This is a genomic window from Thioalkalivibrio sp. AKL7 (genome assembly GCF_000381705.1).
In the GTDB taxonomy this organism is placed as follows: Bacteria; Pseudomonadota; Gammaproteobacteria; order Ectothiorhodospirales; family Ectothiorhodospiraceae; genus Thioalkalivibrio; species Thioalkalivibrio versutus.
Genome location: NZ_KB906947.1, coordinates 522378 through 545004, shown reverse-complemented (window position 1 = coordinate 545004; position 22627 = coordinate 522378). Strand labels below are relative to the sequence as shown.

At 65.8% G+C, this 22627-nt stretch carries 14 protein-coding genes; 7 read left to right on the top strand and 7 right to left on the bottom strand.

The window, feature by feature from the left end:
- The first annotated feature begins 23 nt into the window (after positions 1-23).
- From arsB to G315_RS0102400, 3 genes are read left to right on the top strand one after another with little or no spacing between them, the layout of a single operon-like run.
- Positions 24-1115, top strand: a complete 1092-nt coding sequence (gene arsB / locus G315_RS0102410; protein ID WP_018145495.1) for an ACR3 family arsenite efflux transporter — start codon at positions 24-26, stop codon at positions 1113-1115.
- Positions 1112-1405, top strand: coding sequence for a CC/Se motif family (seleno)protein (locus tag G315_RS0102405; protein WP_018145496.1), 294 nt, complete (start codon positions 1112-1114; stop codon positions 1403-1405). The genes arsB and G315_RS0102405 overlap by 4 nt, the downstream gene beginning before the upstream one ends.
- A 15-nt stretch (positions 1406-1420) precedes the next feature.
- Complete coding sequence (locus G315_RS0102400; protein ID WP_018145497.1) at positions 1421-2242, top strand: universal stress protein; 822 nt, start codon at positions 1421-1423, stop codon at positions 2240-2242.
- A gap of 31 nt (positions 2243-2273) precedes the next feature.
- Here the strand turns inward: G315_RS0102400 and G315_RS0102395 are convergent, their stop codons facing one another.
- The 3 genes from G315_RS0102395 to G315_RS0102385 form a co-directional block, all read right to left on the bottom strand.
- Positions 2274-3005, bottom strand: coding sequence for a glycosyltransferase (locus G315_RS0102395; RefSeq protein ID WP_019611849.1), 732 nt, complete (start codon positions 3003-3005; stop codon positions 2274-2276).
- Between the two features lie 5 nt (positions 3006-3010).
- Positions 3011-3331: a rhodanese-like domain-containing protein gene (locus G315_RS0102390; RefSeq protein WP_018145499.1), complete on the bottom strand. Its 321-nt coding sequence runs from the start codon at positions 3329-3331 to the stop codon at positions 3011-3013.
- Positions 3332-3657: 326 nt separating this feature from the next.
- The gene (locus tag G315_RS0102385) at positions 3658-4311 is read right to left on the bottom strand and encodes a Crp/Fnr family transcriptional regulator (RefSeq protein WP_018145500.1); all 654 of its coding nucleotides are present in this window, start codon (positions 4309-4311) and stop codon (positions 3658-3660) included.
- Positions 4312-5003: 692 nt separating this feature from the next.
- Here G315_RS0102385 and G315_RS0102380 point away from each other — a divergent pair.
- From G315_RS0102380 to G315_RS0102365, 4 genes are all read left to right on the top strand, one after another.
- Positions 5004-6044, top strand: a complete 1041-nt coding sequence (locus G315_RS0102380; RefSeq protein WP_018145501.1) for a fatty acid desaturase — start codon at positions 5004-5006, stop codon at positions 6042-6044.
- Positions 6045-6780: 736 nt separating this feature from the next.
- On the top strand, positions 6781-6957 hold the full coding sequence (locus G315_RS0102375) for a CsbD family protein (protein WP_018145502.1): 177 nt from the start codon (positions 6781-6783) through the stop codon (positions 6955-6957).
- A gap of 136 nt (positions 6958-7093) precedes the next feature.
- Positions 7094-7702 (top strand): PAS domain S-box protein, encoded by a 609-nt coding sequence (locus tag G315_RS0102370; RefSeq protein WP_018145503.1) that lies wholly within the window; start codon positions 7094-7096, stop codon positions 7700-7702.
- Positions 7703-7724: 22 nt separating this feature from the next.
- On the top strand, positions 7725-10277 hold the full coding sequence (locus G315_RS0102365) for a chemotaxis protein CheB (RefSeq protein WP_019611848.1): 2553 nt from the start codon (positions 7725-7727) through the stop codon (positions 10275-10277).
- Positions 10278-10404: 127 nt separating this feature from the next.
- Here G315_RS0102365 and G315_RS0102360 read toward each other — a convergent pair whose 3' ends face one another.
- The 4 genes from G315_RS0102360 to G315_RS0102345 all read right to left on the bottom strand — a co-directional run bounded on the left by G315_RS0102360 (position 10405) and on the right by G315_RS0102345 (position 22445).
- Positions 10405-10719: a BON domain-containing protein gene (locus G315_RS0102360; RefSeq protein WP_018145505.1), complete on the bottom strand. Its 315-nt coding sequence runs from the start codon at positions 10717-10719 to the stop codon at positions 10405-10407.
- A 112-nt stretch (positions 10720-10831) separates the two neighbouring features.
- Entirely contained in the window at positions 10832-10990 is a 159-nt protein-coding gene (locus tag G315_RS13970) for a DUF3309 family protein (RefSeq protein ID WP_018145506.1), read from the bottom strand.
- A gap of 631 nt (positions 10991-11621) precedes the next feature.
- Positions 11622-13391 carry an EAL domain-containing protein gene (locus G315_RS0102350; protein ID WP_026182095.1) on the bottom strand — a complete coding sequence of 590 codons (1770 nt, stop codon included), beginning with the start codon at positions 13389-13391 and terminating at the stop codon, positions 11622-11624.
- A gap of 408 nt (positions 13392-13799) precedes the next feature.
- Positions 13800-22445 carry a GH36-type glycosyl hydrolase domain-containing protein gene (locus G315_RS0102345; RefSeq protein WP_019611847.1) on the bottom strand — a complete coding sequence of 2882 codons (8646 nt, stop codon included), beginning with the start codon at positions 22443-22445 and terminating at the stop codon, positions 13800-13802.
- Between the last annotated feature and the right edge of the window lie 182 nt (positions 22446-22627).

Here is a 22627-nt window from a genome sequence, read left to right as displayed (position 1 = left end):
CCCCGGCAGATACGGAGAAAGCAATGACCGACCGGAACGCCTCCGTCGAGGAGATCTCGACGAAGGAAGGCATGGGCATCTTCGAGCGCTACCTGAGCGTGTGGGTGGCGCTGTGCATCGTGGCGGGCGTCGCCCTGGGGCAGCTCCTGCCCGTCGTTCCGGAGACGCTGTCGCAATGGGAGTACGCGCAGGTGTCGATCCCGGTGGCCATCCTGATCTGGGCGATGATCTACCCGATGATGGTGCAGATCGACTTCTCCGCCATCCTCGGCGTGCGCCGGGAGCCGAAGGGCCTGGCGATTACCACCTCGGTGAACTGGCTGATCAAGCCGTTCACCATGTTCGCGATCGCCTGGTTCTTCTTCATGGTGGTGTATGCCGCCTGGATCCCGGAAGACCTCGGGCGTGAATACCTGGCCGGGGCGATCCTGCTCGGCGCGGCGCCGTGTACTGCGATGGTGTTCGTCTGGAGCTACCTGACCCGCGGGGATGCCGCCTACACCCTGGTACAGGTGGCGGTGAACGACATCATCATGCTGTTCGCCTTTGCCCCCATCGTGGTGCTCCTGCTGGGCGTGTCCAACATCCACGTGCCCTGGGACACGGTCGCGCTGTCGGTGCTGCTGTACATCGTCATTCCATTCGTCGCCGGCTACCTGACGCGCATCTGGCTGATCCGCAAGAAGGGCATCGAGTGGTTCGACAACGTGTTCATGAAGCGTCTGGGCCCGGTCACGCCGATCGGCCTGCTGGTGACGCTGGTCCTGCTGTTCGCCTTCCAGGGCGAGCGCATCCTGGAGAACCCGGGGCATATCGTGCTGATCGCGATCCCGCTGATCATCCAGACCTTCCTGGTGTTCTACATCGCCTATTACTGGGCCAAGGCGTGGCGCGTGCGGCATGCGGTGGCGGCCCCCGGCGCGATGATCGGCGCGAGCAACTTCTTCGAGCTGGCGGTGGCCGCGGCGATCGCGATGTTTGGCCTGCAGTCGGGTGCGGCGTTGGTGACCGTGGTGGGTGTGCTGGTCGAGGTGCCGCTGATGCTGGCGCTGGTGCGCATCGCCAATCGCACTCGCCACTGGTTCCCGGCGGACATCGAGGGGAAACCGGCATGACCACGGTTACCCTGACCGATGCGGCACGCGACTGGCTGGCCGGGCAGGGCGGCGAGGTGACGCTGCGGTTGTCTACGCGCCACGGCTGCTGTGGCGGCCAGGCCGCGGCGCCGGTGGCCGAACCGGGCGCACCGCGTAATGCGAACGGTTATACCGTCCGGGAGATCGATGGCGTCCGGGTCTTCGTCGCCGATGATCTCGGTGCGGGTCCCTATCGTATTGATGGGGAGGGCCTGTTTCGCTGGCGCCGGCTGGTGGTGGAAGGCGAAATGGGCCAAAGCCAAAACTAAAGGCTGGAGAGCGCGATGTTCGAACATGTTCTGGTTGCAGTCGACTTCTCGCCCGCCTCGGCCCGTCTGGAGGGCCAGCTAGAACGCTTGCGAGCGCTAGGCTGCCGCAGGCTGACCCTGGTCCACGTGCTGGTCGGGGGGTACACCCAGGCCCCCGAGCTGGGGCATGGCCCGTATTACGAAGAGCGCCTGGAGGAAATGGCCGCCCGGTTTCGTGAGCGAGGTTTCGAGATCGATACGGCCGTCTGCGCGGGCGCCGTGGCCTCCGAACTGGAGCGTGTGGCCCGAGAGCGTGGTGCCGGCGTGATCCTGGCCGGCAGCCATGGTCACAGCTCGCTGCGCGACATCTTGCTCGGTAGCACGGTGCTGGATCTGTCGCGCCGCGCCCGGCGCCCGTTGCTGCTGGCACCCACCGGCGGCGATGTGGCACTGGCCGAGGCCCCGGTGTGTCGCCCTTTGCTGGCGACGGATGGCTCGAAGGCCGCAGCGGCTGCCGAGGAGGTCTTCCTCCAGGTCTTGCCTCAGTGTCGGCGCGGGGTGGTGGTGGCGGTCGGGCGTTGGGACGATGATCCCGAACGCGTCGAGGAGCGCCGGACCATCGAGGCCCACGTCGAGGGGCTGGCGCAGCGGGCCGGTGAGCGCCCCTGCGACACCGTGCTCGTCGGCCAGGGCAAGCCCTCGGTCGTGATCGGTCGGGTGGCCGAGGAAAAGGCCGCGGATCTCGTGGTCATCGGCAAGCGCGGCCGCAACCCGGTCACGGACCTGCTGCTGGGCAGCACGGCCGAGGCGGTATGCCGCCAGGCCCGGCGCCTGACGCTGCTGGTGCCATCATCCTGAGAGGCCAAGTTCTGGAGTTCGATGTGCTTTGTTAATGCCGGCGTGGGCGGGTGTACCAGAACCAGCTGAGGCGGCGTGAGCGCAGGCTCCAGGGGAACAGCAGCACCTGCGTCACCACGAGGATGTGGCGACCTGGATGGAACCAGTCCGCCTTGCGGCCGGAGGTCAGTACGGGCGTTTCCAGGATCTCGACGCGCTGGCCGTGCGCGCGGCCCCAGCGTTTCAGCGCGCGGGACAGGAACACCTCTTCCCCCGCGTACACGGCCTCGCTGAAGCCGTCCACCGCCGCGAAGGCCTCGCGGGTGCAGAAGACGTAGCAGCCAGCCGCGAGAGCCAGGCGCGCGGAGAGGGTGTTCCACGCGGTGGCACCCCAGCGATAGATCCGGTGGCTAAGGTGGTCGAAGGTCACCCGCGCGCCACCCCCACAGACCTCGCCGCTGTCCAGCGCGTCCAGTGTTGCCTGCAACAGGGCGCGGTCGGGCCAGGTGTCGGCATCGACGAACAGGAGGTAATCGCCGCAGGCTACGGCCGCGCCGACATTGCGGGCGCGGCTGATGCGGCGCTCGGGTTCGAACACGACGCGGCATCCCGCGGCCTGGGCGATCTGTGGCGTGCGGTCGGTCGAGGCGTTGTCGACCACGATGATCTCGCTGTTCCGGTCAATGCCGGATAGCGCTTCCTGCACCGCCGCCAGGGTGCGTGGTAGCCATTCGGCCTCGTTCCAGGCCGGGATGATGATCGACAGGGCCGGTCTGCGGGACACGTGGGTCAGTAGGTCGGCATGTGGGGGTCGACATCGCGCGCCCAGGCATCGACGCCGCCCGTCAGGTTGATCACGTGCTGGAATCCGGCCCGGTCCAGGAATCTGCAGACCTGCTGGCTGCGCACCCCGTGGTGGCAGATCACCACGATCTCGTCCTCGGCGTTCAGATCCTGATAGGCCGTCGGGATCTGGCCCATCGGGAGCAGTTGCGAGCCCCCGATGTGGCAGTGCTCGTATTCCCAGGGCTCGCGGACATCCAGGAGCAGCGGCGGGTTCTCCGCCTGGGCGAGGTAGTCCTGTAGTTCTCGGGGAGACATCTGGCGCATGGGTCGATCCGTGCCTGAGTTAGCCCGCCACGCTAGGGTGCGGCGGGCCGGGGCGCAAGAAACACGATCATTACCGCGTCGAGGGGGATCGACCGGCATGCTGTCGCGGAGGGAGACACCCATTCATGGGCACGGCGGGTCGAGGCGCCCGGGATCGCATCGTCCGGTTTGCGGCAGGAGGGCTGGCTGGAGGTTGCGGCGGTTCTTGTATAACTGCGGCGATGGGGAGGCGTGCGAGAGCATGCGAATGGCGTCCGGACCCGCGACGTTCGGTGGTGGATGGGCCTGGGATCAGAGGCGCTGCATCCATGGCGATCGGGGGGCTGTCAGCGAGACACGCTTAATCGGCGCCCCGTCTGCAGATCAGGCGTCGTCGACAGCAGACGATGGTATTCCGCCCGGACCGCCGCATAGCATTCACAGGCACACGCCTCCAGACCGGGCCGGTCGAGCACGGTGATGTGCCCGCGGTGGTACTCGATCAGGCCCGCTTTTTGCAGTTTTCCGGCGGCGCAGGTGATGCCTTCCCGGCGCACGCCCAGGATATGCGCGATCAGTTCCTGGGTCATTTCGAGGGTGTTCGCGTGCAGACGGTCGAGATTCAGCAGCAGCCAGCGGGCGAGTTGCTGGTCCAGGGTGTGATGACGGTTGCATACCGCCGTTTGTGCCATCTGGGTCAGCAGCGCCTGGGTATAGCGCAACAGCAATTGCTGCATGTGACCGCCGTGGGTGAACTCGTCTTTCAGGACCTGGGCCTTCAGCCGAAACCCGTGTCCGGCGCTATGCACGACCGCGCGGCTGGATGTGCTTTCGCCGCCCATGAACAAGGAGACCCCGATCATGCCCTCGTATCCAACCACGGCAACTTCGGTCGTTCCGCCATCTTGCATCACGTTGAGGAGGGACACGATGGCCGTGGTGGGGAAGTAGGCGTAGCGCATCGGGTGTCCGGGCTCGGCCAGGACTTCCCCCAGCGGCATGGGTACCGCCTCCATGTGCGGGGAAAGATGCGCGTAATCGTCGAGCGGAAGTCCTGCGAGTAGGTGGTTCTCGCGAGTTTTACTGGCGTACGGCATTCCAGGCCTCCTGCCATGAGGTTCCGTCGGCACATAGACGCCCCCCCGATTGCCGCGACCGCAACTGTTCCGCTGCGTGTACTGACGTACGCAGGGCTCGATTGGTTGCATCGCCTATCACATTAATAGACGTACAGGTGCAAGGGGTCAATGCGCGGTTCACAGGGAACGTGAGTTCGACAGATGTTCCCCGAGGGGGCTCGTCCCTGATGCGGGGCGCCCCGGACCACTGGCGTGTGTGCACCCGAGCCTGAATGGCGGGTAGATCGAGTAACACCCGGATGCTACAGAGGTTTGGACGTTCCACGTTCAATGTGCGTGTCCAATGGGCGTGACCAGGGCGTCTGCACGAACTTGCGGAGGCGAACAGACGACAAGGCTCGCGGGGGGCGGAGCGGAAGCTGCCATGGTGCAGCAGGCGCAATGTGCGGGATCGAACATACGGTGAACGCGCCTGGCCCCAGTATAGGTTGGAAGTGTACGGCTTTCGGACCCGCTCCTAGTATCGAGACCGAAAGCCCGGTGTTAGAAACCGGCTCGCCGGCGGTGGGTTGCGAACCCGGCCGCTGGAGTCGAGCCAAGTACGGAGCCTCAGCATGGAACCACCAGCAGCGGTTGTCGAAACCGCCGATGATCCCCGAGCGTTACAGCGTGCCCTGGCCGCCTATCGTACGCCGCTTCTCGCGCGCAGCGTGTTTGAACTGGTCGTTACTGTGATCCCGTTCGGACTTTTCTGGTTTCTGACCTGGGCCAGTGTGAGCGCCGGCTACTGGGTTGGCCTGGTGCTGGCCATTCCCGCTGCCGGATTTCTCGTGCGGCTGTTCATGATCCAGCATGACTGCGGGCACGGGTCATTCTTCCCGTCCCGGCGCGCGAATGACTGGGTGGGACGGGCGCTGGGCATCTTCACGCTCACGCCCTACGACTTCTGGCGTCACACGCACGCCCTCCATCATGCGCACTCCGGCAATCTGGATCGCGCGGACGAGGGGAGCATCGATACCTTGAGTGTGCGGGAATACCAGGCCCTGTCTGCCTCGCAACGCCTGCGTTACCGGCTGTACCGGCATCCGCTGATCCTGTTCGGGCTGGGTCCGGTCTACCTGTTCATGTTGAACAATCGCGTTCCTGTCGGCTTCCTGCGCGCGGGATGGATGCCCTGGGTGAGCACCATGGGTACCAATGCAGGCATTGCGCTGGTCGTCGTTGCGATGATGTGGCTGGTGGGTGCGGGCACCTTTCTCCTGGTGCACCTGCCGATCGCGGTTCTGGCGGGTTCGATCGGCGTCTGGCTGTTCTATGTCCAGCACCAGTTCGAGAATACGCGCTGGGCGCACGACGAGGCGTGGAGCTTCCAGGAAACGGCGCTCTACGGAAGTTCTTATTACGAGCTGCCTGCGGTGTTGCGCTGGATGACCGCGAATATCGGGGTACACCACGTCCACCATCTCGCCAGCCGCATTCCGTTCTACCGATTGCCCGAGGTGCTGGAAGACCATCCGCAGCTTCGCAAGATCAGCCGTGTCACGCTGAAGCAAAGCCTCCATTGCGCCCGGCTCGCCCTGTGGGACGAGGAACGGCAGCGTCTGGTGCCCTTCGAGCACGCAAGCACGGAGACGCCTCCGGTACGCGCGTAGGCATGCAGAGCGGGGTCTCCGGCAGGGCGCTCGACGCGTGCGTCGGCCACCGGTGCGCGACGTGCGAATGGATCAGGGTCTCCCTGGCGCGCAACCGGCCATGTCGGATGGCGCACCCTGCCTGACGGATGGGGGCCTGTGGCTGCTCCCCCGAATGACCGGCGGGCTGTTCGGCGGCCCGGCAAAGCTGCGGGCAAACCCTCCGCGGCGACGATGCGGGTCCTATCGGAGTCCGAAGAATCCCAGTATGAACAGGACGATAACGATGGCGCCGACGATGTAGATGATCTGGTTCATGAGCTTTTTCCTGGTTGGACGGGTTCGGCGACAGGCTGTCCGAACCCCGTGATTCGCCTTTAAGCGTATGCGTGGCCGGATTGCCCGTCGGTGCGGCACCGCACAGGGCGTCTCGGGACTCATGCGAGCGGGCCGCGCACGCTTCGAGGTCATCACTGCATTGGCTTGCTTGTCGCGCACAGACACCCGCATGGCCGCATGCCGAAGTAGGACGGGTTGTGTTCCGCTGCCGGGTTTTGTTCGGCAACAGACAGACGCGGGGCTTGGCGCTCACGTAGCTTGACGCTGGCTAAACACCGAGAACGTGGGCGGTGGCTCGAACACGCCGGAGACCGCATCCGGGATGCGGGTCGGGCCCCCGTAAGTGATTGGCGGGTGGGCCGGGCGGTGATCCCGGACGTGACTCCTTTTTATCCACAACCGTTAACGGGAGAACAACATGAACAAGGACCAGATCAAGGGCCGCGTCGAAGAGGCGAAGGGCCAGGCAAAGCAGACCGCCGGCAAGGTCGTTGGCAACAAGGAACTGGAAGTGAAAGGAAGCGCTCAGAAGGCGGGTGGAAAGCTCCAGGCGGGATATGGCGACCTGAAGAAGGACATCAAGGATTCCACCTGACCCGGACTTTCCGCGAGTGAAACCGGTCACCGGCTGCGAACGCGGTGCGTCCGCCGGGAAGCAGAGCGGCCCGGCACCGGGCTATTATGCGCGCACCAGGGGCGGTGACCTCGGGATGGATTTGACTGGAGGACCGATGCGGAAGCTGAGCCCGGAGTTCGAGAGACAGTTGCAATTGCGCCATGAGGCGGAGTGCCGGCTTAAAGAGGGTTCGGCTCCGCCTACCGGTGGCTGGACGGTTGGCCCGGATTCGCTGACGCTCCTTTACCGCCTGGCGAGTGACCCCGATACCGCCGCGGATGCCCTCAGGCTGCTGAGTGAACTGCAGACCCACCAGGTCGAGCTGGATCTGCAGAATTTCCAGCTGAGAACCGACCAGGAGGAGCTGGACCAGGCCCTGGCGCGTTATCGAAGTCTCTATGAGTTTGCGCCGGTGGGGTATCTGGTGGTCGGGCTCGATGGAAGAATCCGCGAAGGCAATCGCGCCGGAGCGGAGCTGCTCGGTACGGCACCGGATGGACTCGAGGGCGCGCCCCTGGCGTCGTGGTTCGCGCAGGGCAGCCAGTCGGCGATCCAGGGCGTGGTTGAAGCGTGCCGGGAAGGCGCCGGGGGTGTCTGCTGCTCGGTCGAATCCAGCGGCCGAGGGGGTAATGGCGCAGAACTTTTGCGAATCACCGCGAGCCTGGGCCCGGGGGGCGAGGACGTATTGCTGATCGTCTCGAGGTGCGAATCATCGCCGCGATGAGTCTGCCCGAGAGGCGCTGAGTATGGGTAACCGTTCCCCTGTCGATGCTCCGGAGGCGGTGCGCATTATAGGAATCGGGGCATCGGCCGGCGGTCTGGTCGCGCTGGAGGAGTTTCTGCACCGCATACCGCCGAATCGCGGCATTGCTTGTGTCGTGGTGCAGCATCTTGATCCCACCCAGAAGGGGTTGCTGCCCGAACTGCTGCAGCGGGTTACGGCCATGCCAGTGCGTGCGGCCGAACAGGGGATGCGCATCGAACCGGGTCACGTGTATGTGATTCCGCCGAACACGGAACTCACCGTGGTCGGCACGACACTGCATTTGGCCGCACCCGCGGAGCCACGGGGCATGCGCTTGCCAGTCAATATCCTGTTTTCGTCGCTGGCCAGTGGGCAAGGCGAACGCGCCATCGGTGTCGTGCTCTCCGGTATGGGCTCGGACGGAACGGCGGGCCTGGAGGCGATCAAGGCCGTGGGCGGCCTGACGGCGGTGCAAGACCCAGAATCGGCGCAGTTCGACTCGATGCCCCGAAGCGCCATCAATGCGGGGTGTGCCGATATCGTGGCGACGCCGAGCGAGTTGCCGGAACGGATCCTGGCCGTCGTGCGCGAGGCGAGCGTCGTTTCAGAAGAGGCGCCCCCCTTGGATAGCTCCACGCCTCTGGAACGGATCGTTGCCGCGTTGCAGCAGCGGATTCGCCATGACTTTTCGCTGTACAAGCCCAGCACGCTGCAGCGCCGGACGGAACGGCGCATGGCCATCCATGGCATCGCCTCGCTGGAGGAGTACGCGGCGTTCCTCGAACACAACGCGCAGGAATCCGAACTGCTGTTCAAGGAACTGCTGATCGGCGTGACCCGTTTCTTCCGTGATCCCGCCGCCTGGGAGTATCTGGCGGATACGGTGCTGCCCGGGCTTCTGGAGCGGCAGAAGGGGGCAGAGAAGCTTCGCGCCTGGGTGATTGGCTGTTCGACCGGCGAGGAGGCCTATTCGCTGGCCATGGTGTTCACCGAGGTCATGGAGCGATCGCAGCCGCCGCCTGCCGTCACGCTGCAGATCTTCGCGTCGGATTTGAGTCCGGACGGCATTGCGACCGCGCGCCGGGGCCGGTATCCACTCGCGATCGCGGACGATGTGTCGCCCGAACGGCTGGAGCGTTTCTTTACCGCCCATGAACACCACTATCAGGTGATACCGGGCATTCGGGACATGGTGCTGTTCTCCCAGCATGACGTGATCCTCGACCCGCCATTCACCAAGCTCGACCTGATTGCCTGCCGCAACCTGCTGATCTATTTTGGGCCGGTGTTGCAACGCAAGCTGCTGCCCCTGTTCCACTACACCCTGCGCCCGGGTGGCGTGCTGTTTCTGGGGACTTCCGAGACCGTCGGGCAATTCAACCATCTGTTCACGCCGATCGAGTCGCGGATGCGGTTCTATCAGCGCCAGGATCACACCTACATGGGTGGGCGTGATTTCCTGCTGCATGCCTTCCCGCCGCTGTCGGGCCCGAGCAAGGAGCGTCCCGTGTCCCCATCCGAGGTTTCCTCCCAACCCACCGATGCGCTGCAGGCGGAGGCCGATCAGGTCCTGCTGCAGGTGTATGCGCCGGCCGCGGTGGTGCTCAACGCCGATGGGGATATCGTCTACGTCAGCGGCCATACCGGAAAGTACCTCGAGCCGGCCGCCGGCAAGGCTAACTGGAATATCTTCGCCATGGCGCGCGAAGGCCTGGGTGGACCTCTGGTCGGGGCGTTGAAGCAGGCCGCGAAGGCCGACCGCCCCGTGCATCTGCATAGCCTGGAAGTGTCCACGCACGCCGGAGTGCAGCGCGTCGATGTCACCGTGCATGCCTTTCATGACGCATCCCCCTTGCGGGGCATGACCATGATCGTCTTCCGTGATCTGGCCCCGAGCACGGCCGGGCGGGGTGGGCGCGGGAACAAGAACAAGGGCAAGGGGCCCATGCCGGCGGCGCATGATGCCCAGCTGCAGCAATACCGCGCCGAGATCGAGGCCTTGCGCGAAGAGGCGCGCACGGCCCGGGAAGACTCGCAGGCTGCGACCGAGGAGCTGCAATCCGCCAACGAGGAACTGCAGTCGACCAACGAGGAGCTCAACAGCTCGAAGGAAGAGATGCAGTCCATGAACGAGGAACTGCAGACGATCAATGCCGAGCTGCAGGCCAAGCTGGACGATCTCGCGCTCGCGCAGAGCGACATGCAGAACGTGCTCAACAGCATCGATATCGCCATCCTGTTCCTGGATCAGAATCTGGATGTCCGGCGTTATACCGATCAGGCGGCCCGGGTCTTCCGACTCCGGGAGAGCGATGTCGGCCGGCCGCTGAGCGATCTGACCACCAGCCTGGAATACCCGGAGCTGCATGACGATGCCCGCGATACCCTGCGCACCCTGGCCGTCTCGGAGAAACAGATCACGACCGACGACGGGCGCTGGTTCACGGTCCGCATCATGCCCTATCGGCGGGTGGACAACGTGATCGATGGGGTGGTGATCACCATGGTCGATATCACCGAGACCAAGAGGCTGGAAGCCGCGTTGCGGGAGTAGGCAAACCGATGACGGCCCGCCCCAATGGGCGGGCCGTCATGGAGCATGGACGAGTGGCGGCGCGCCACCGCGGCCTCGGCAGGGGGGCCGCGCGTGCGTATCGGGGCCGGCTGTTCGCGTCCGGCCGCTATTTGAGCTGCATGTCGTTCTCGACCGACCGTACGCCCTCGACGCCACGTGCGATCTCGACGGCCTTGTTGATGTCCTCCTGGGAACTGACGAAGCCGCTCAACTGCACGCGGCCCTCGTAGGTCTCGACGCTGACTTCGAAGCCGCTCAGGGATGGCTCGTTGAACAATGCCGCCTTCACCTTGGTGGTGATCACGCTGTCGTCGACGTACTCGCCGACCGTCTGTCGTTCACCCGATCCAGCGCAACCCGCGAGGAGCAGGGCCAGCAAAAGGGTCAGGAAGATCGGGGGTAAATATCGCAACTGTCTCATTTCTTGTTCTCCAGATGAGTATGGACCAAGTCACCGTGGACGGTGTCGGTCCGGGGCTGCCTTGGCTTCGGGGTGTCGGTGGCGGCATGTCCGTCGGCAGGAACGATCGGGACTAGATCCGGCCGGTGAGTAGCAGGATGAGAAGGATGATCAGCACCACGCCGATTACCCCGCCCGGGGCATAACCCCAGTTCCGGCTATGCGGCCACGTCGGGATCACGCCGATCAACAGCAGGACGAGGACGATGAGCAGAATGGTTCCCAGTGTCATGGCGTTTCCCTCAGTGTTGTGGGCCTTTTTGTGGCCGGGTCTTCTTGACCAGCACCTGTGAGAAAGTCTGGCGCGTGCCCGATGGGCTGTCTGTACGATCCCGCACACATAGCGGGCCTTTCCGCAAGCGAGAAAGATCCGGCGTTACTGCGGGGCAGGCGGGCCGGCTTGAGTTCAACCGGCGCGTGGGCCCCCAACTTGTCGACCAACGGGCGGTGCGCCGCGCCTGGTCCGGTTACCGATCGGAGGGGCAAGGCAGGGAAGGGAAGGTTGTTTTGTTCGGCGGCGAACAGAGTCGTCCGCAGGGGCATGGCATTCTTGTCCGGTCGCGTTTGCCCAAGCCGGGTCAGCCCGGGTAGCGGGTTGGCGGCTTTCTGCCTGGGGAAGCCAGAATGAGGAGGGCTGTCCGCGCTATGGAACGCGCATTCGGTCCGGAGAGAGGAGTGATCATGACCGCCAACGAGCTCGGAAACGCCCCCGGTGATGCCCTTGACCGCACGGGTAGCTGCGCAGACGGGGGCGATGGCCCTGTCTTCTCCAGGAGTGCCCTTGCCAGAGTCTGGAGCGGGCAGGAACGGCTGCGACAGAAAATGCGGAGCCGAACCTCGACGAGCGCTGCTCGCCGCAACGGCTAAGGGCACGGCCCTGCCTTGCGCAATAGCCGCTGAAAATCGTCCAGTGGCAGTGGCGCGCTGAACAGGAAACCCTGGAAGGTATCGCAGTCCTGATCGGCGAGGAGACGGCGCTGTGCCTCGGTTTCCACGCCTTCGGCAACGGTCGCGAGCCCCAGGCTCTTGGACAGGGCGAGGATGGCCGAAACCAGGGTGGCGTCATTCCCCGGTTGACCCATGTTGGCCACCAGCGATCGGTCGATCTTGATTTCCTGCAGCCGCAGCCGAGTAAGGCGAGACAGGGACGACCACCCCCTTCCGAAGTCATCCACCGATAAGCGAACGCCGAGGTCCATGAGCTGGCACGACCGCGCGATGGTCGCTTCACTGCTGTCGAGGGTCGCGCCCTCGGTCAGCTCCAGGGTCAGCCTTTCCGGATTGGCGCCAGTGGACTCCAGTGCCTGGCGGACCTGATCGATGAAATCGGCCTGCCGGAACTCCAGCGCACTGATATTGACCGCCAGGGTAAGTTCGCGGGTAGCGGGATCCTGCGCCCAGGCGGCGAGCTGGGCGCAGGCGATCTCCAGCACCCAGCGTCCGATGGGCAGGATCAGACCCGTCTGCGCGGCCATCCCGAGGAAGGCGCCAGGCGCCATCAATCCGTGTTTCGGGTGTCGCCAGCGCAGCAGCGACTCGGCCCCCACCACGCGCCGTGTTCCATCGAACCGGGGTTGGTAGTGGAGTTCGAGCTGTCCCTTGCTTAGCGCCTGGCCCAGTGCGTCCTCCAGGATGCCCCGGGCATCCAGCACTGCCTGCATGGACGGGTCAAAGAAGATTACCCGGTTACGTCCGGCCGATTTCGCCCGGTACAGGGCCAGATCGGCATGCTGGAGCAATTCTTCTTCGGCTTCGCCCGGACCGAACAGGCGCACGCCGATACTGGTCGTGCAGTGGAACGCGAAGTCGCCGAGATCGACGGGCTCGGCAATGCTTTGACGCAGTTTCTCGCCAATGCTCTGGGCGAGCAGGGCGGCGCTGTCCCGCGTCGGCCCCAGGCCATCCAGGATGACCACGAATTCGTCTCCACCCATGCGCGCCACGGTATCGCCTTCGCGCAGCCCGGCACGCAGGCGCTGTCCCAACTCGGCGAGGAGCCGATCGCCGGCGTCGTGACCCCGGGTATCATTGAGCACCTTGAAATCGTCGAGGTCGAGAAACACGATCGCGCCGTAGAGGCCCTTGCGCTCGGATGCCGCCAGCGTCTGGGCCAGGCGGTCCAGCAGGAGCCGACGGTTGGGAAGGCCGGTCAGCGCATCGAAATAGGCCAGCCGGTGGATCTCTGCCGCGGCCTCGGCGCGCTCAGTGATGTCGAAGAACGCGATGCGCATGGTGGTCCCGGTGTGGGAGCGGTCCAGTGCGCCGCATTGCAGTTGGGCCGGGAACTGTGAGCCCTCCGCATTCTGGAGTAGAAGTTCGTGCTCCTGGGGTGCGTCGAGGCGGCCCGCCCACACGGCCGCGGCCCGTTCCTGCCACCGCCCCCGGTCGCAGGAAGCGATGAACTGGTCGAAGGAATGTTCAAGCAACTGTGCCTGGGTGAGGCCCAGGAGCCGGGTGGCGAGCTGATTGGCGTCGGTCAATCGGCCATCGCGCGCAAGGATCACATAGGCCACAGGGGCGGATTCGAAGAGATCGACATAGCGGTTACGCGATTCCTCCAGTTCATGCTGGGCCTGACGCAGGGTCTCGTTCTGTATCTCCAGTTCGATCTGATGAACCCGGAGTTCGTGCACGAGCGCCTGGGTCGATTCGGGGGGCTCCCGGGAAGCGACCCTTGCGAGGCGGGCCTCCGCCGCGCGCCGCAATGCGTTCTTGGTCTGGTACTCATCCCTCATCTGGTACTCAAGCCTCATGGTATCGTCCCTGTCGCATTCGGGGTTCGGCACGCCTCGTGGCCGTCTGCGTGTACCACCAGGTGTAAAGATTCATCACAAACGATTCGACCGGACGCACGCAGATGGCAGGCCGGCGCGGTGTCCGCGCGGGGTCGAACGCTCATGCCCAACCTTGGCACCGACCCTCCAGGGGGTCTGTGCGCTAGCGAACACGCGGCCGGTTCAATGGGCGTTGCCATCGTTCCGGGCCGATGGGCCGGGCCGTGTGGGCCATGCGGCATTGGTCGCTGGCTGGTGCGGGCGCGATCATGCCTTTGTAACGAGATGGAGTTCGACATGATGCTCCTGGTGGTCGTCCACCAATGGGATGCGTGAATCCGGGCACTCGACACCGTCCACCGTCATGCGCGTCGCCTGACCTTCAGGTTCCCCGATCGGCCGGATGGTGATGTGGTAGACCGTCTCGCGGTAGCGGTAGTGGATGCGGTAGGCGTCCCAGTCCGCAGGGATGCGGGGCGCGATGCGCAGATGGTCGGCCTCCAGGTGCAGGCCCAGCAGGGTCTCGACCGTCAGCCGGTACATCCAGCCGGCCGCCCCGGTGTACCAGGTCCAGCCGCCGCGGCCGGTGTGCGGTGGGGCGCCGTAGATATCCGCGCACATCACGTAGGGCTCGACCCGGTAGCGTTCGATCGCCTCCGGGGTGCTGCCCTGGTGGATGGGATTGAGCATGGCGAAGAACTCCCAGGCGCGTTCCGTGTCGCCCATCCTGGCGAATGCCATCGTGGTCCAGATCGCGGCATGGGTGTACTGGCCGCCGTTCTCGCGCACACCGGGGATGTAGCCCTTGATGTACCCCGGTTCCAGGTCGGAGTGGTCGAAGGGCGGGTCGAGCAGCTGGATGATCCGCTCGTCGCGTCGCACCAGGCGCGTGTCCACCGCCGCCATTGCCTGGCGGGCGCGCAGCGGGTCGCCACCCCCGGAGAGGATCGCCCAGCTCTGGCTGATCGAATCGATCTGGCACTCCTCGTTGCTGGACGAACCCAGCGGAGTCCCATTGTCGAACCAGGCGCGCCGGTACCAGGCACCGTCCCAGGCTTCGGCTTCGATGTTGTCGCGAAGCGCTTCGGCCTGCGCGGTGCACAACTCGGCAAAGTCCGCGTCGCCGTGCTTGCGTGCGAGGTCGGCGAATCGCTCGAGATTCTCGAACAGGAACCACGCGAGCCACACGCTCTCGCCCTTGCCCTCGTTGCCGACCAGATTCATGCCGTCGTTCCAGTCGCCGCAACCCATCAGCGGCAGGTGGTGTTCGCCGAAACGCAGGCCGTGCCGAAGGGCGCGCACGCAGTGTTCATAGAGGCTGGCCGATTCCGACGAGGTCTGCGGCTGGTCGTAGTAGGCCTCCTCGTCCGCATGGAGTTCGCGGCCCTCCAGGAACGCGATGGACTCGTCGAGCACGCCGGTGTCCCCGGTGGCTGCCACGTAGCGACAGGCGGCATAGGGCAGCCACAGGTAGTCGTCGGAGAACCGGGTGCGCACGCCCTGGCCGTTGGGCGGGTGCCACCAGTGCTGCACGTCGCCCTGCGGGAACTGGCGTCCGGCACAACGAAGCAGCTGTTCGCGGGCCAGCCAGGGCGTGGCATGGACGAGCGCCATGGTGTCCTGCAACTGATCCCGGAACCCGTAGGCACCGCCGGACTGGTAATAGCCGCTGCGGCCCCACAGCCGGCACGATATCGTCTGATACACCAGCCAGCCGTTGGCCAGCACGTTCAGGGCGGGGTCGGGCGTGTCCACATGCACCGCGCCCAGCGTGTGATTCCAGTACTCCCAGACCGCTTCGAGGGCGTGGCGCGCGCCGGCGCGGCCGCCGAATCGCTGGATGTACTGGCGCGCCTCGTCGGCGTTGGCGGCCGCACCGAAGACGAACACGATCTCTTGTTCCTCTCCTGCAGCCAGTTCGATCCGGGTCTGGAGCGCGGCGCACGGGTCGAGGCCGGGCCCGGTCTTGCCGGACAGCCGCTTAAGGCGCATCGCCTCCGGGCTGGCCAGCGAGCGGTTGCGGCCAATGAATTCGTTGCGACTCCCGCTGATCCAGCGCTCGCGTCCGCCGACATGGGCAAACACCACCCGGTTGGCGCATTCGCGGCCGTAGGCATTGCGGGCCAGCAGCGCCCCGGTTTGCGCATCGGCTTCGGTGACGATGTGCATCATGTTCGCGTGCCGCCACTCGCCGAGCACCAGTTCCCAGTACCCGGTCAGCGACAGGCTGCGTGGCCGCTGCGATGTGTTGCTCAGTTTGACCCGCACGATCTTCACCGGAGCGTCCATGGCGACGTAGGTATGCAGCTTCGAGGCGATCTCCGATTCGGTGTGCTCGAACACGCTGTAGCCAAACCCGTGCCGGCATACGTAGCCGGATTGGCCGCGGGCTGGCAGCGGCGTGGGTGACCAGAACATCCCGGTCTCCTCGTCGCGGATGTAGAAGGCCTCGCCGCTGGCGTCGGAGAGCGGATCGTTGTGCCAGGTGGTGAGGCGGAACTCGTGCGCGTTCTCGACCCAGGTGTAGGCACTGCCGCTCTCGCTGACGACCGTGCCAATGTGGGGGCTGGCGATGACGTTGACCCACGGCGCCGGGGTCGTCTGGCCGGGCTCCAGGGTGACCACGTATTCCTGCCCGTCGGGGGTGAAGCCGCCCAGCCCGTTGCTGAAGACCCGCTCGCGTGACGCCAGCGGATGAACCGCTTCGGGGGTGGCGGGCTTGGCGGGTTCCAGCAGATCGGAGGCACGCGTTGCGGTCACGCGCCGGTCCACCGATCGGCCCGGCTTCGAGCGGCGCCGATCCACCGATCGTCCCTTGTTCGAGACCCGCCGATCCAGCGACTTGGCCGAGAGCCTCCGGTCCATCTCTTCGCTCAGGGTCTTGGCCGTGTCGCTGAAGACGATCCGCGCCACCGTCTGCAGCAACACCCGTTCGTCCTCGGTCAGTTCTTCGGCACGCCGCACGAAGACCCCGCCGGGGTGGTCGACGACCTGCGCCTCGGGTCCGGCGTGGATCAGCCCCATGATTTGATCCTGGAGCAGGGCGCGGTAGCCGGAGAAGTCCTCGTTCACGATCACCAGGTCCGCGGCCAGGCCCTTCAGACGCCAGTAGGTGTGGGCCTGCAGGATCTGCCGGACCAGGCCGATGCGATCCAGGTTGCGGATATGCAACAGGACAATGGGCAGGTCCCCCGAGATGCCGAAGCGCCACAGCCCGGACTGGCCCAGCCGGTTGCGCGCGATGGTGGCGGGCTCGGTGCGGCGCAGGGCGTTGCCGTAGACGACGGAACTGGCCAGGCGACCGAAGAGCTGGGCATCGACTTCGGTGGCATTGATGTGGCGCAGCACCTCCTGGCTCTGGAACCAGGCCATCTCGAATGCCCGCTCGACAAAGTAGCGGTCGCAATACTTTTCCAGCAGGGCCAGTGCGGTCTCGCGGGTGTCCACGGCCCCGGAGATGATCTGCACGCTGGCCGACTCGTCGGGCGCCAGGGTCAGGGTGCGGCGGATCGCGACCACGGGGTCGAGCACCGGCCCATCCGTATTGGAAAGGGTCGCCTCGCTGTCCGGCTTGTCGAGCACCAGCGGGTTGGCGGCGCTGCGCCCGCGGCCGATGAAGCGGGCACGGTCGGTCTCGTAGGAGGGTTCGTCGGTTGTCGCACCCGGGGCCGCCATCAGGTGGAACATCCAGGGTACTTGTTCGCCCGGCGTGCGTGGGCGCCGCGTGCAGAGGATCGCCTGGCGCTCCGGCAGGATCTCGGTCTGCACGAACAGATTGCTGAACGAGCGGTGCGCGAGGTCGTTGTTCAACGGCGCCAGCACCACCTCCGCGTAGCTGGTCACCTCGATGTGGCGGGTACTGGACGACTGGTTGGTGAGGGTGACGCGGCGGATCTCGACATCGTCCTCGGGCGAGACACAGAGCTCGGTGTGGGCCTCGATCGCGTGGTCGCGGCGGCGGTATTCCGCCCGCCCCTGGACGAAGATCGCCTCGTAGTGGTCGGCGGGGCGCAGGGTGGGCTGGTGGGCTGTCGACCAGTAGGTGCCGCTGTCGCGGTCGCGCAGGTAGATAAACGTGCCCCAGCCATCGGTGGTGGCATCCTCGCGCCAGCGGGTGACGGCGAGGTCGCGCCAGCGGCTGGCGCTGCCGCCGGCATGCGTCGCCACGACGTGGTAACGACCGTTCGACAGCAGATGAACCTCGGGCATCGGCGTGTCCGGGTCGGTGAACATGCGCATGATCGAACCGGTGTCCGCGCCGGAGGGGCGAGCGGCGGCACTGACCTCCGCAGCGTGCGGGTGCACGGTGGCGCCCTTCTTTGGCACCCGTTCCTGGAGCAGCAATTCGGTCGCCCGCACCAGCGGATCGGACATGAAACGGCGCTGCATTGGCTGATCGAGCAGGACATGGGCAAAGGCGAGCAGGCTCATGCCCTGGTGATGCGCCATGAAGGAGCGCACAACGGCATGCGGATTGCCGTGCGGCACCCGGGTCGCCGTATAGTCGATCGCCTCGTAGAACCCGTAGGCGCCGAGGAATCCCTGATCCGCCAGGTTCTGGAGGTTACGGCAGGCGTCCTGCGGTGCCACGGTCAGGGCCAGGGCGCTGGCGTAGGGTGCGATCACCAGGTCATCGCCCAGCCCCCGCTTCAGGCCGAGGCCGGGAACGCCGAAGGCGCGGTACTGGTACACCTGATGGAGATCCGTGGCGCTGTAACAGGACTCGGATATACCCCAGGGCACTGCCCGTTGACGGCCGTATTCGATCTGGCGTGCCACGGCCGCCTTGCCGGTCTGGTCCAGCAGGGTATTGGCGTAGCTCGGCATGATGAGCTGCGGCATCAGGTACTCGAACATGGAGCCGCTCCACGAGATCAGGCTGATGTCGCCTCCATGGCGAGTCAGCAGGCGGCCGAGCGTGAACCAGTGTTTCTGCGGCACCTGTCCCTGCGCGATGAGCAGGAAACTGGCCAGGCGGGCTTCCGATGCCAGCAGGTCGTAGCACGATGGGTCACGCCGCCGTTCGGTCACGTCATAGCCGATGGCCAGCAGGTCGCGCGGCGCGTCGTAGAGAAACTCGAAATCCATGGTCGCCAGTGCGCTGCAACGCCCGATCAGGTCATCGATGCGGTCGATCTGCGCCCGGGCCCCGCCATCTCCAGTATCCGCTCGGGCCAGTTCCGCCAGCGTCGGGAGGCCGTTGTCCGGCCACGTGGCGGGAACCAGCTGCGCGAACTCTTCCTGGAGGGCCTTGGCCTGGCGCTGGAATGCCTGCGTCCAGGCATCCAGTTCAGGGTCGGTTTCGGTACCTGGCGGCGGCTCCTCGAGGAGCATGCCTCCGAGTAGTCGGTGAAGCTCGCCGAGCGCACGGGTGGCGGCCTCCAGGGTCTGCGGGGGGCCGTTCAGCATCAGGGTGCGCAGGGTCTCCTGCAGCCGGCCGACCGTTTTCGTCAACTCGGGCGCGGAAGCAGGGGGCAAGTGTTCGGCGAGCACCTCCAGGGTGTCCTGTAGGCCCTGCCACGCGTTCGCGGTCAGTATCGGTTGGTGCTTCAGCTCCTGCAGGCCGGCCTGCAGGGTCAGCAGGCTGCCGGCCAGGTTACCGCTGTCCACCGACGATACGTATTGCGGCTGGAGGGGTTGCAGCGTGCGGGTGTCGTACCAGTTGTAGAAATGCCCGCGATAGCGTTCCAGCTGCTCCATCGAGCCCAGGGTATTGCCGATGCGTTCCAGGCATTCCCCGGTCGTGAGATAGCCGAAATCGACCGCTGCCAGATCGGCCAGTAGCGCCATGCCCATGTTGGTCGGCGAGGTCCGCGTGGCGATGGCCGAGGCGGGGGATTCCTGAAAATTGTCGGGTGGGAGCCAGTGGTCTTCGGGGCCGACGAAGTCCAGGAAGTAGCGCCAGGTGCGTCGGGCCACGGCCCGCAGGAAGGCCCGCTGATCCGCGCTCAGGTCCGGGGTGGAAACGATCAGCGGCCGGCTGATCCACCAGCCGATCACCGGCGAGACCAGCCACAGCAGCAGGATCGGGGCGGCGGCAAGCCAGACCGCCGCCGGGCTGCCGGTCAGGGCCAGTAGCATGCCCAGCACGACGGCAAGGCCGGGTGCGCTCGCCATCTCCCGGAAGAAACCGGCCGGCGTCTGGCGGGCGTTGCGGCGCGCGTACGATGGCAGGTACCACAGCAGCAGACCGCTGCGCGTGTACAGCATGCGGATGCCCGAGTGCAGGATCGCACCCACGCTGATCCGCGCGTCGTAGGGCAGGAAGGCCAGGGTCAGCAGGGCGAGCAGCAGCGGCCGGCCGGTCGACCGTCCGGTCAGGTTCAAGTGTGGCGCCCAGTCGCGTCCGGTGGGCTTGTCGATCAGCTCGATGATGCTGGACAGCAGGGTGGGCAGGAGCACCACGGCCACGACCAGCAGGGTCCACAGCCACGCCGGTCCCAGCAGCCAGCCCCCTGCAAGCAGGAGCACCAGCGCGGGCGCCACCAGGCTGCGCCGCAGGTTGTCGAACAGTTTCCAGCGCGACAGGGCCGAGAGCGGGTTCGGCTGGCGCGGTCCCATGGATCCGTCCGGGCCGGGCGGCCCCGGTACCCGCGGGCGCAGCCAGCCTGCCAGTTGCCAGTCGCCGCGTATCCAGCGGTGGCGCCGACTGGCCTCGATGGCAACACTGGCCGGGTGTTCCTCGATCAGTTCGATATCGGTCACCAGGGCCGACCGCGCATACCCGCTTTCGAGCAGGTCGTGACTGAGGATCAGGTTTTCCGGAAAGCGTCCGTCGACGGCCTGGCGGAACGCATCCACGTCATAGATGCCCTTGCCGATAAACGAGCCTTCGCAGAAGACATCCTGGTAGACGTCCGACACTTCACGGGTATACGGGTCGAGGCCGGACTCGCCGGCAAACAATCGGCTGAAGTGCGACTGCTCGGCGCTGGTCAGGCTGATCATCGCGCGGGGCTGGAGGATCGCATAGCCCTCCACCACGCGGCCCTTTTCGGGGTCGTAGACCGGGCGGTTGAGGGGATGCGCCAGATTGCCGATCAGGGCGCGGGCGGCGTCGCGCGGTAGCTGTGTATCGGTATCCAGGGTGATGACGTACTGGATCGACGCGAGCACGGACGGATCGCCAACGAGATCGGAGAAGGCGGTCAGGGCTTCGCCTCGCAGCCGCGCATTGAACTGCTCCAGTTTGCCGCGCTTGCGCTCATGGCCCATCCATATCTGCTCGAACGGATTCCACACCCGGGGCCGGTGGAACAAGTAAAAGATGCAGGGGCGGTCGTCGCTGTAGGTCTGGTTGAGTTGTTCGACTGCACTGCGCGCATGGGCGAGCAGGGCCTCGTCCCCGGGCATGGTTTGTTCGGGCGCGTCGCGGAAGTCCGTCAGCAGGGCGAAAAACAGGTTGGGATCACGATTCCCGAGATAGCGGATCTCCATGGCTTCGAGCAGATCATCGACGTCCTGAGGACTTCCCAGCAGGGTGGGTACGACCACCATGGTGCGGTGGCGGTCGGGAATCCCGTGGGAAAAATCCATGCGCGGCAAGGCCCGTGGTGGCAAAACGCGCGTGTACAGCAGGTTCACCAGGGCGATCGCCAGCGCCGAGGCGGCGATCAGGAGCGGAAGCGCAAGCAGCCAGTTCCACCCGGAACCGGCGCCGAAGAAGCCTCCAAGGGCTGCCGCAACCCCTGCGATGACGAGCGTGAGCAGCCCAATGGGCCCCAGATACAGGGGCAGGCTGTGTTCCCGGAACACCCCGCGGATGCGGGATCTCCACGAGGGCCGGTAGCCCACTGCATGCTCCAGGTCCGGACGTCCCCGGTCGACCAGGTAGTAACCCACATGCACATTGCGGTCGCGGTGGTTCCGGTGTGTGGCTGCCGCTTGTGCCAGACCGATGGCTTCGTGCGCGACGGTCGGTTCGCTGCGGCCGCTGTGGCGCGCCACTTCCTCAATGACGTGGCGATACCGGTCGCGGGTCGCGAAGTCCTGGCCGGCGTAGCTGCCCATTGGATCCTCGATCAGGATCCGTTCCACCACGCTGAGTGACTCGACATACTGCTTCCAGTCCATCGAGGAGATGAACCGCAGGCTGCCGATGCAGTTGGCGATGGAAATCTGGTTGGCTGCCGCCGTGCGTCCATACGCCTCGGACAACCCGGTAGTGGTGACCCCCTGTTCCTGCAACCGTTGCTCGACCCAGGTCTGCACGAAGGCCATGGCCGGCCCCTGCGCCTGGAGCCGGCCGTAGAACTCCTCCACAAACGGCGCCGTCAGCGGTACATCGGCACTGGCAAACTCCGCCAGCAACTGGATCATCTGCGCGGGTTCGCGTTCGGCGGCCGCGAGCATGCGGTCCGCCCAGCTGATGGCCGCGTCGCGCTCCACGCGGCGCTGGGCGATGCGCACCCCGACGCGGCGCAGGTTCTCCAGCAAGGCCAGCTGGAGCATGATCGGGAACGCCCACAGCTCACCCAGTTTCAGGGGCTCGACGGTTTGATAGGCGGCGATCATCTCGGTGGCGTTGTCGCGATCGACCCGCCCATCCATGTGCGAGATCAGTCCCAGCGCCAGGTCGTAGATGCGCGGGAATCCCGCCGAGGGGCCATCGGCCAGGTGCGGCAGCTGCCGGCTGTAGCCGTCCGGCAGATGCCGTCGTGCCATCGCGATCTGCTGCTCGATCAGGTAGAAGTTGTCGAGCAGCCACGCCTCGTCCGGCACGATTCGCTGGCCCGGTACTTCGGCACGGGTCGCGGTGATGACGTCGTAGGCCGCGATCAGGACCCGTTCATTGTCCGCCAGCCGTGGCAGCAGCCGGTCCGGTCCGGGGCGGGGATCGATACGGTGCTGCTCGGCCAGCGTGACCGCATGCCGCTTGAGCTGCTCGACGCTCAGAAGCTCCGAACGCAGCAACTCGGTGTCGCGGTCGTGGCGAAGCGCCTCGCGCGTACGCGAGGAAGATCCGAACGCCTTGATGTCGATGACCTTCTCCTTGTCCGGACGCAGGTGGGTCAGGGCCGGGCTGGCCTACCCCGTCGTAGGCAACGATTTCAGTCTTGCACCTTGCGTCAGCGCCGTATGTTCGCCAGCGCACG

What these genes read in the sequence shown, in the direction of transcription:
- G315_RS0102375 (WP_018145502.1), top strand. Translation starts at nt 6,781, where the DNA reads ATGAACAAGGACCAGATCAAGGGCCGCGTCGAAGAGGCGAAGGGCCAG.
- G315_RS0102380 (WP_018145501.1), top strand. Translation starts at nt 5,004, where the DNA reads ATGGAACCACCAGCAGCGGTTGTCGAAACCGCCGATGATCCCCGAGCG.
- G315_RS0102360 (WP_018145505.1), bottom strand. Translation starts at nt 10,719, where the DNA reads ATGAGACAGTTGCGATATTTACCCCCGATCTTCCTGACCCTTTTGCTG.
- G315_RS0102400 (WP_018145497.1), top strand. Translation starts at nt 1,421, where the DNA reads ATGTTCGAACATGTTCTGGTTGCAGTCGACTTCTCGCCCGCCTCGGCC.
- G315_RS0102390 (WP_018145499.1), bottom strand. Translation starts at nt 3,331, where the DNA reads ATGCGCCAGATGTCTCCCCGAGAACTACAGGACTACCTCGCCCAGGCG.
- G315_RS0102370 (WP_018145503.1), top strand. Translation starts at nt 7,094, where the DNA reads ATGCGGAAGCTGAGCCCGGAGTTCGAGAGACAGTTGCAATTGCGCCAT.
- arsB (WP_018145495.1), top strand. Translation starts at nt 24, where the DNA reads ATGACCGACCGGAACGCCTCCGTCGAGGAGATCTCGACGAAGGAAGGC.
- G315_RS0102405 (WP_018145496.1), top strand. Translation starts at nt 1,112, where the DNA reads ATGACCACGGTTACCCTGACCGATGCGGCACGCGACTGGCTGGCCGGG.
- G315_RS0102365 (WP_019611848.1), top strand. Translation starts at nt 7,725, where the DNA reads ATGGGTAACCGTTCCCCTGTCGATGCTCCGGAGGCGGTGCGCATTATA.
- G315_RS0102385 (WP_018145500.1), bottom strand. Translation starts at nt 4,311, where the DNA reads ATGCCGCTGGGGGAAGTCCTGGCCGAGCCCGGACACCCGATGCGCTAC.
- G315_RS13970 (WP_018145506.1), bottom strand. Translation starts at nt 10,990, where the DNA reads ATGACACTGGGAACCATTCTGCTCATCGTCCTCGTCCTGCTGTTGATC.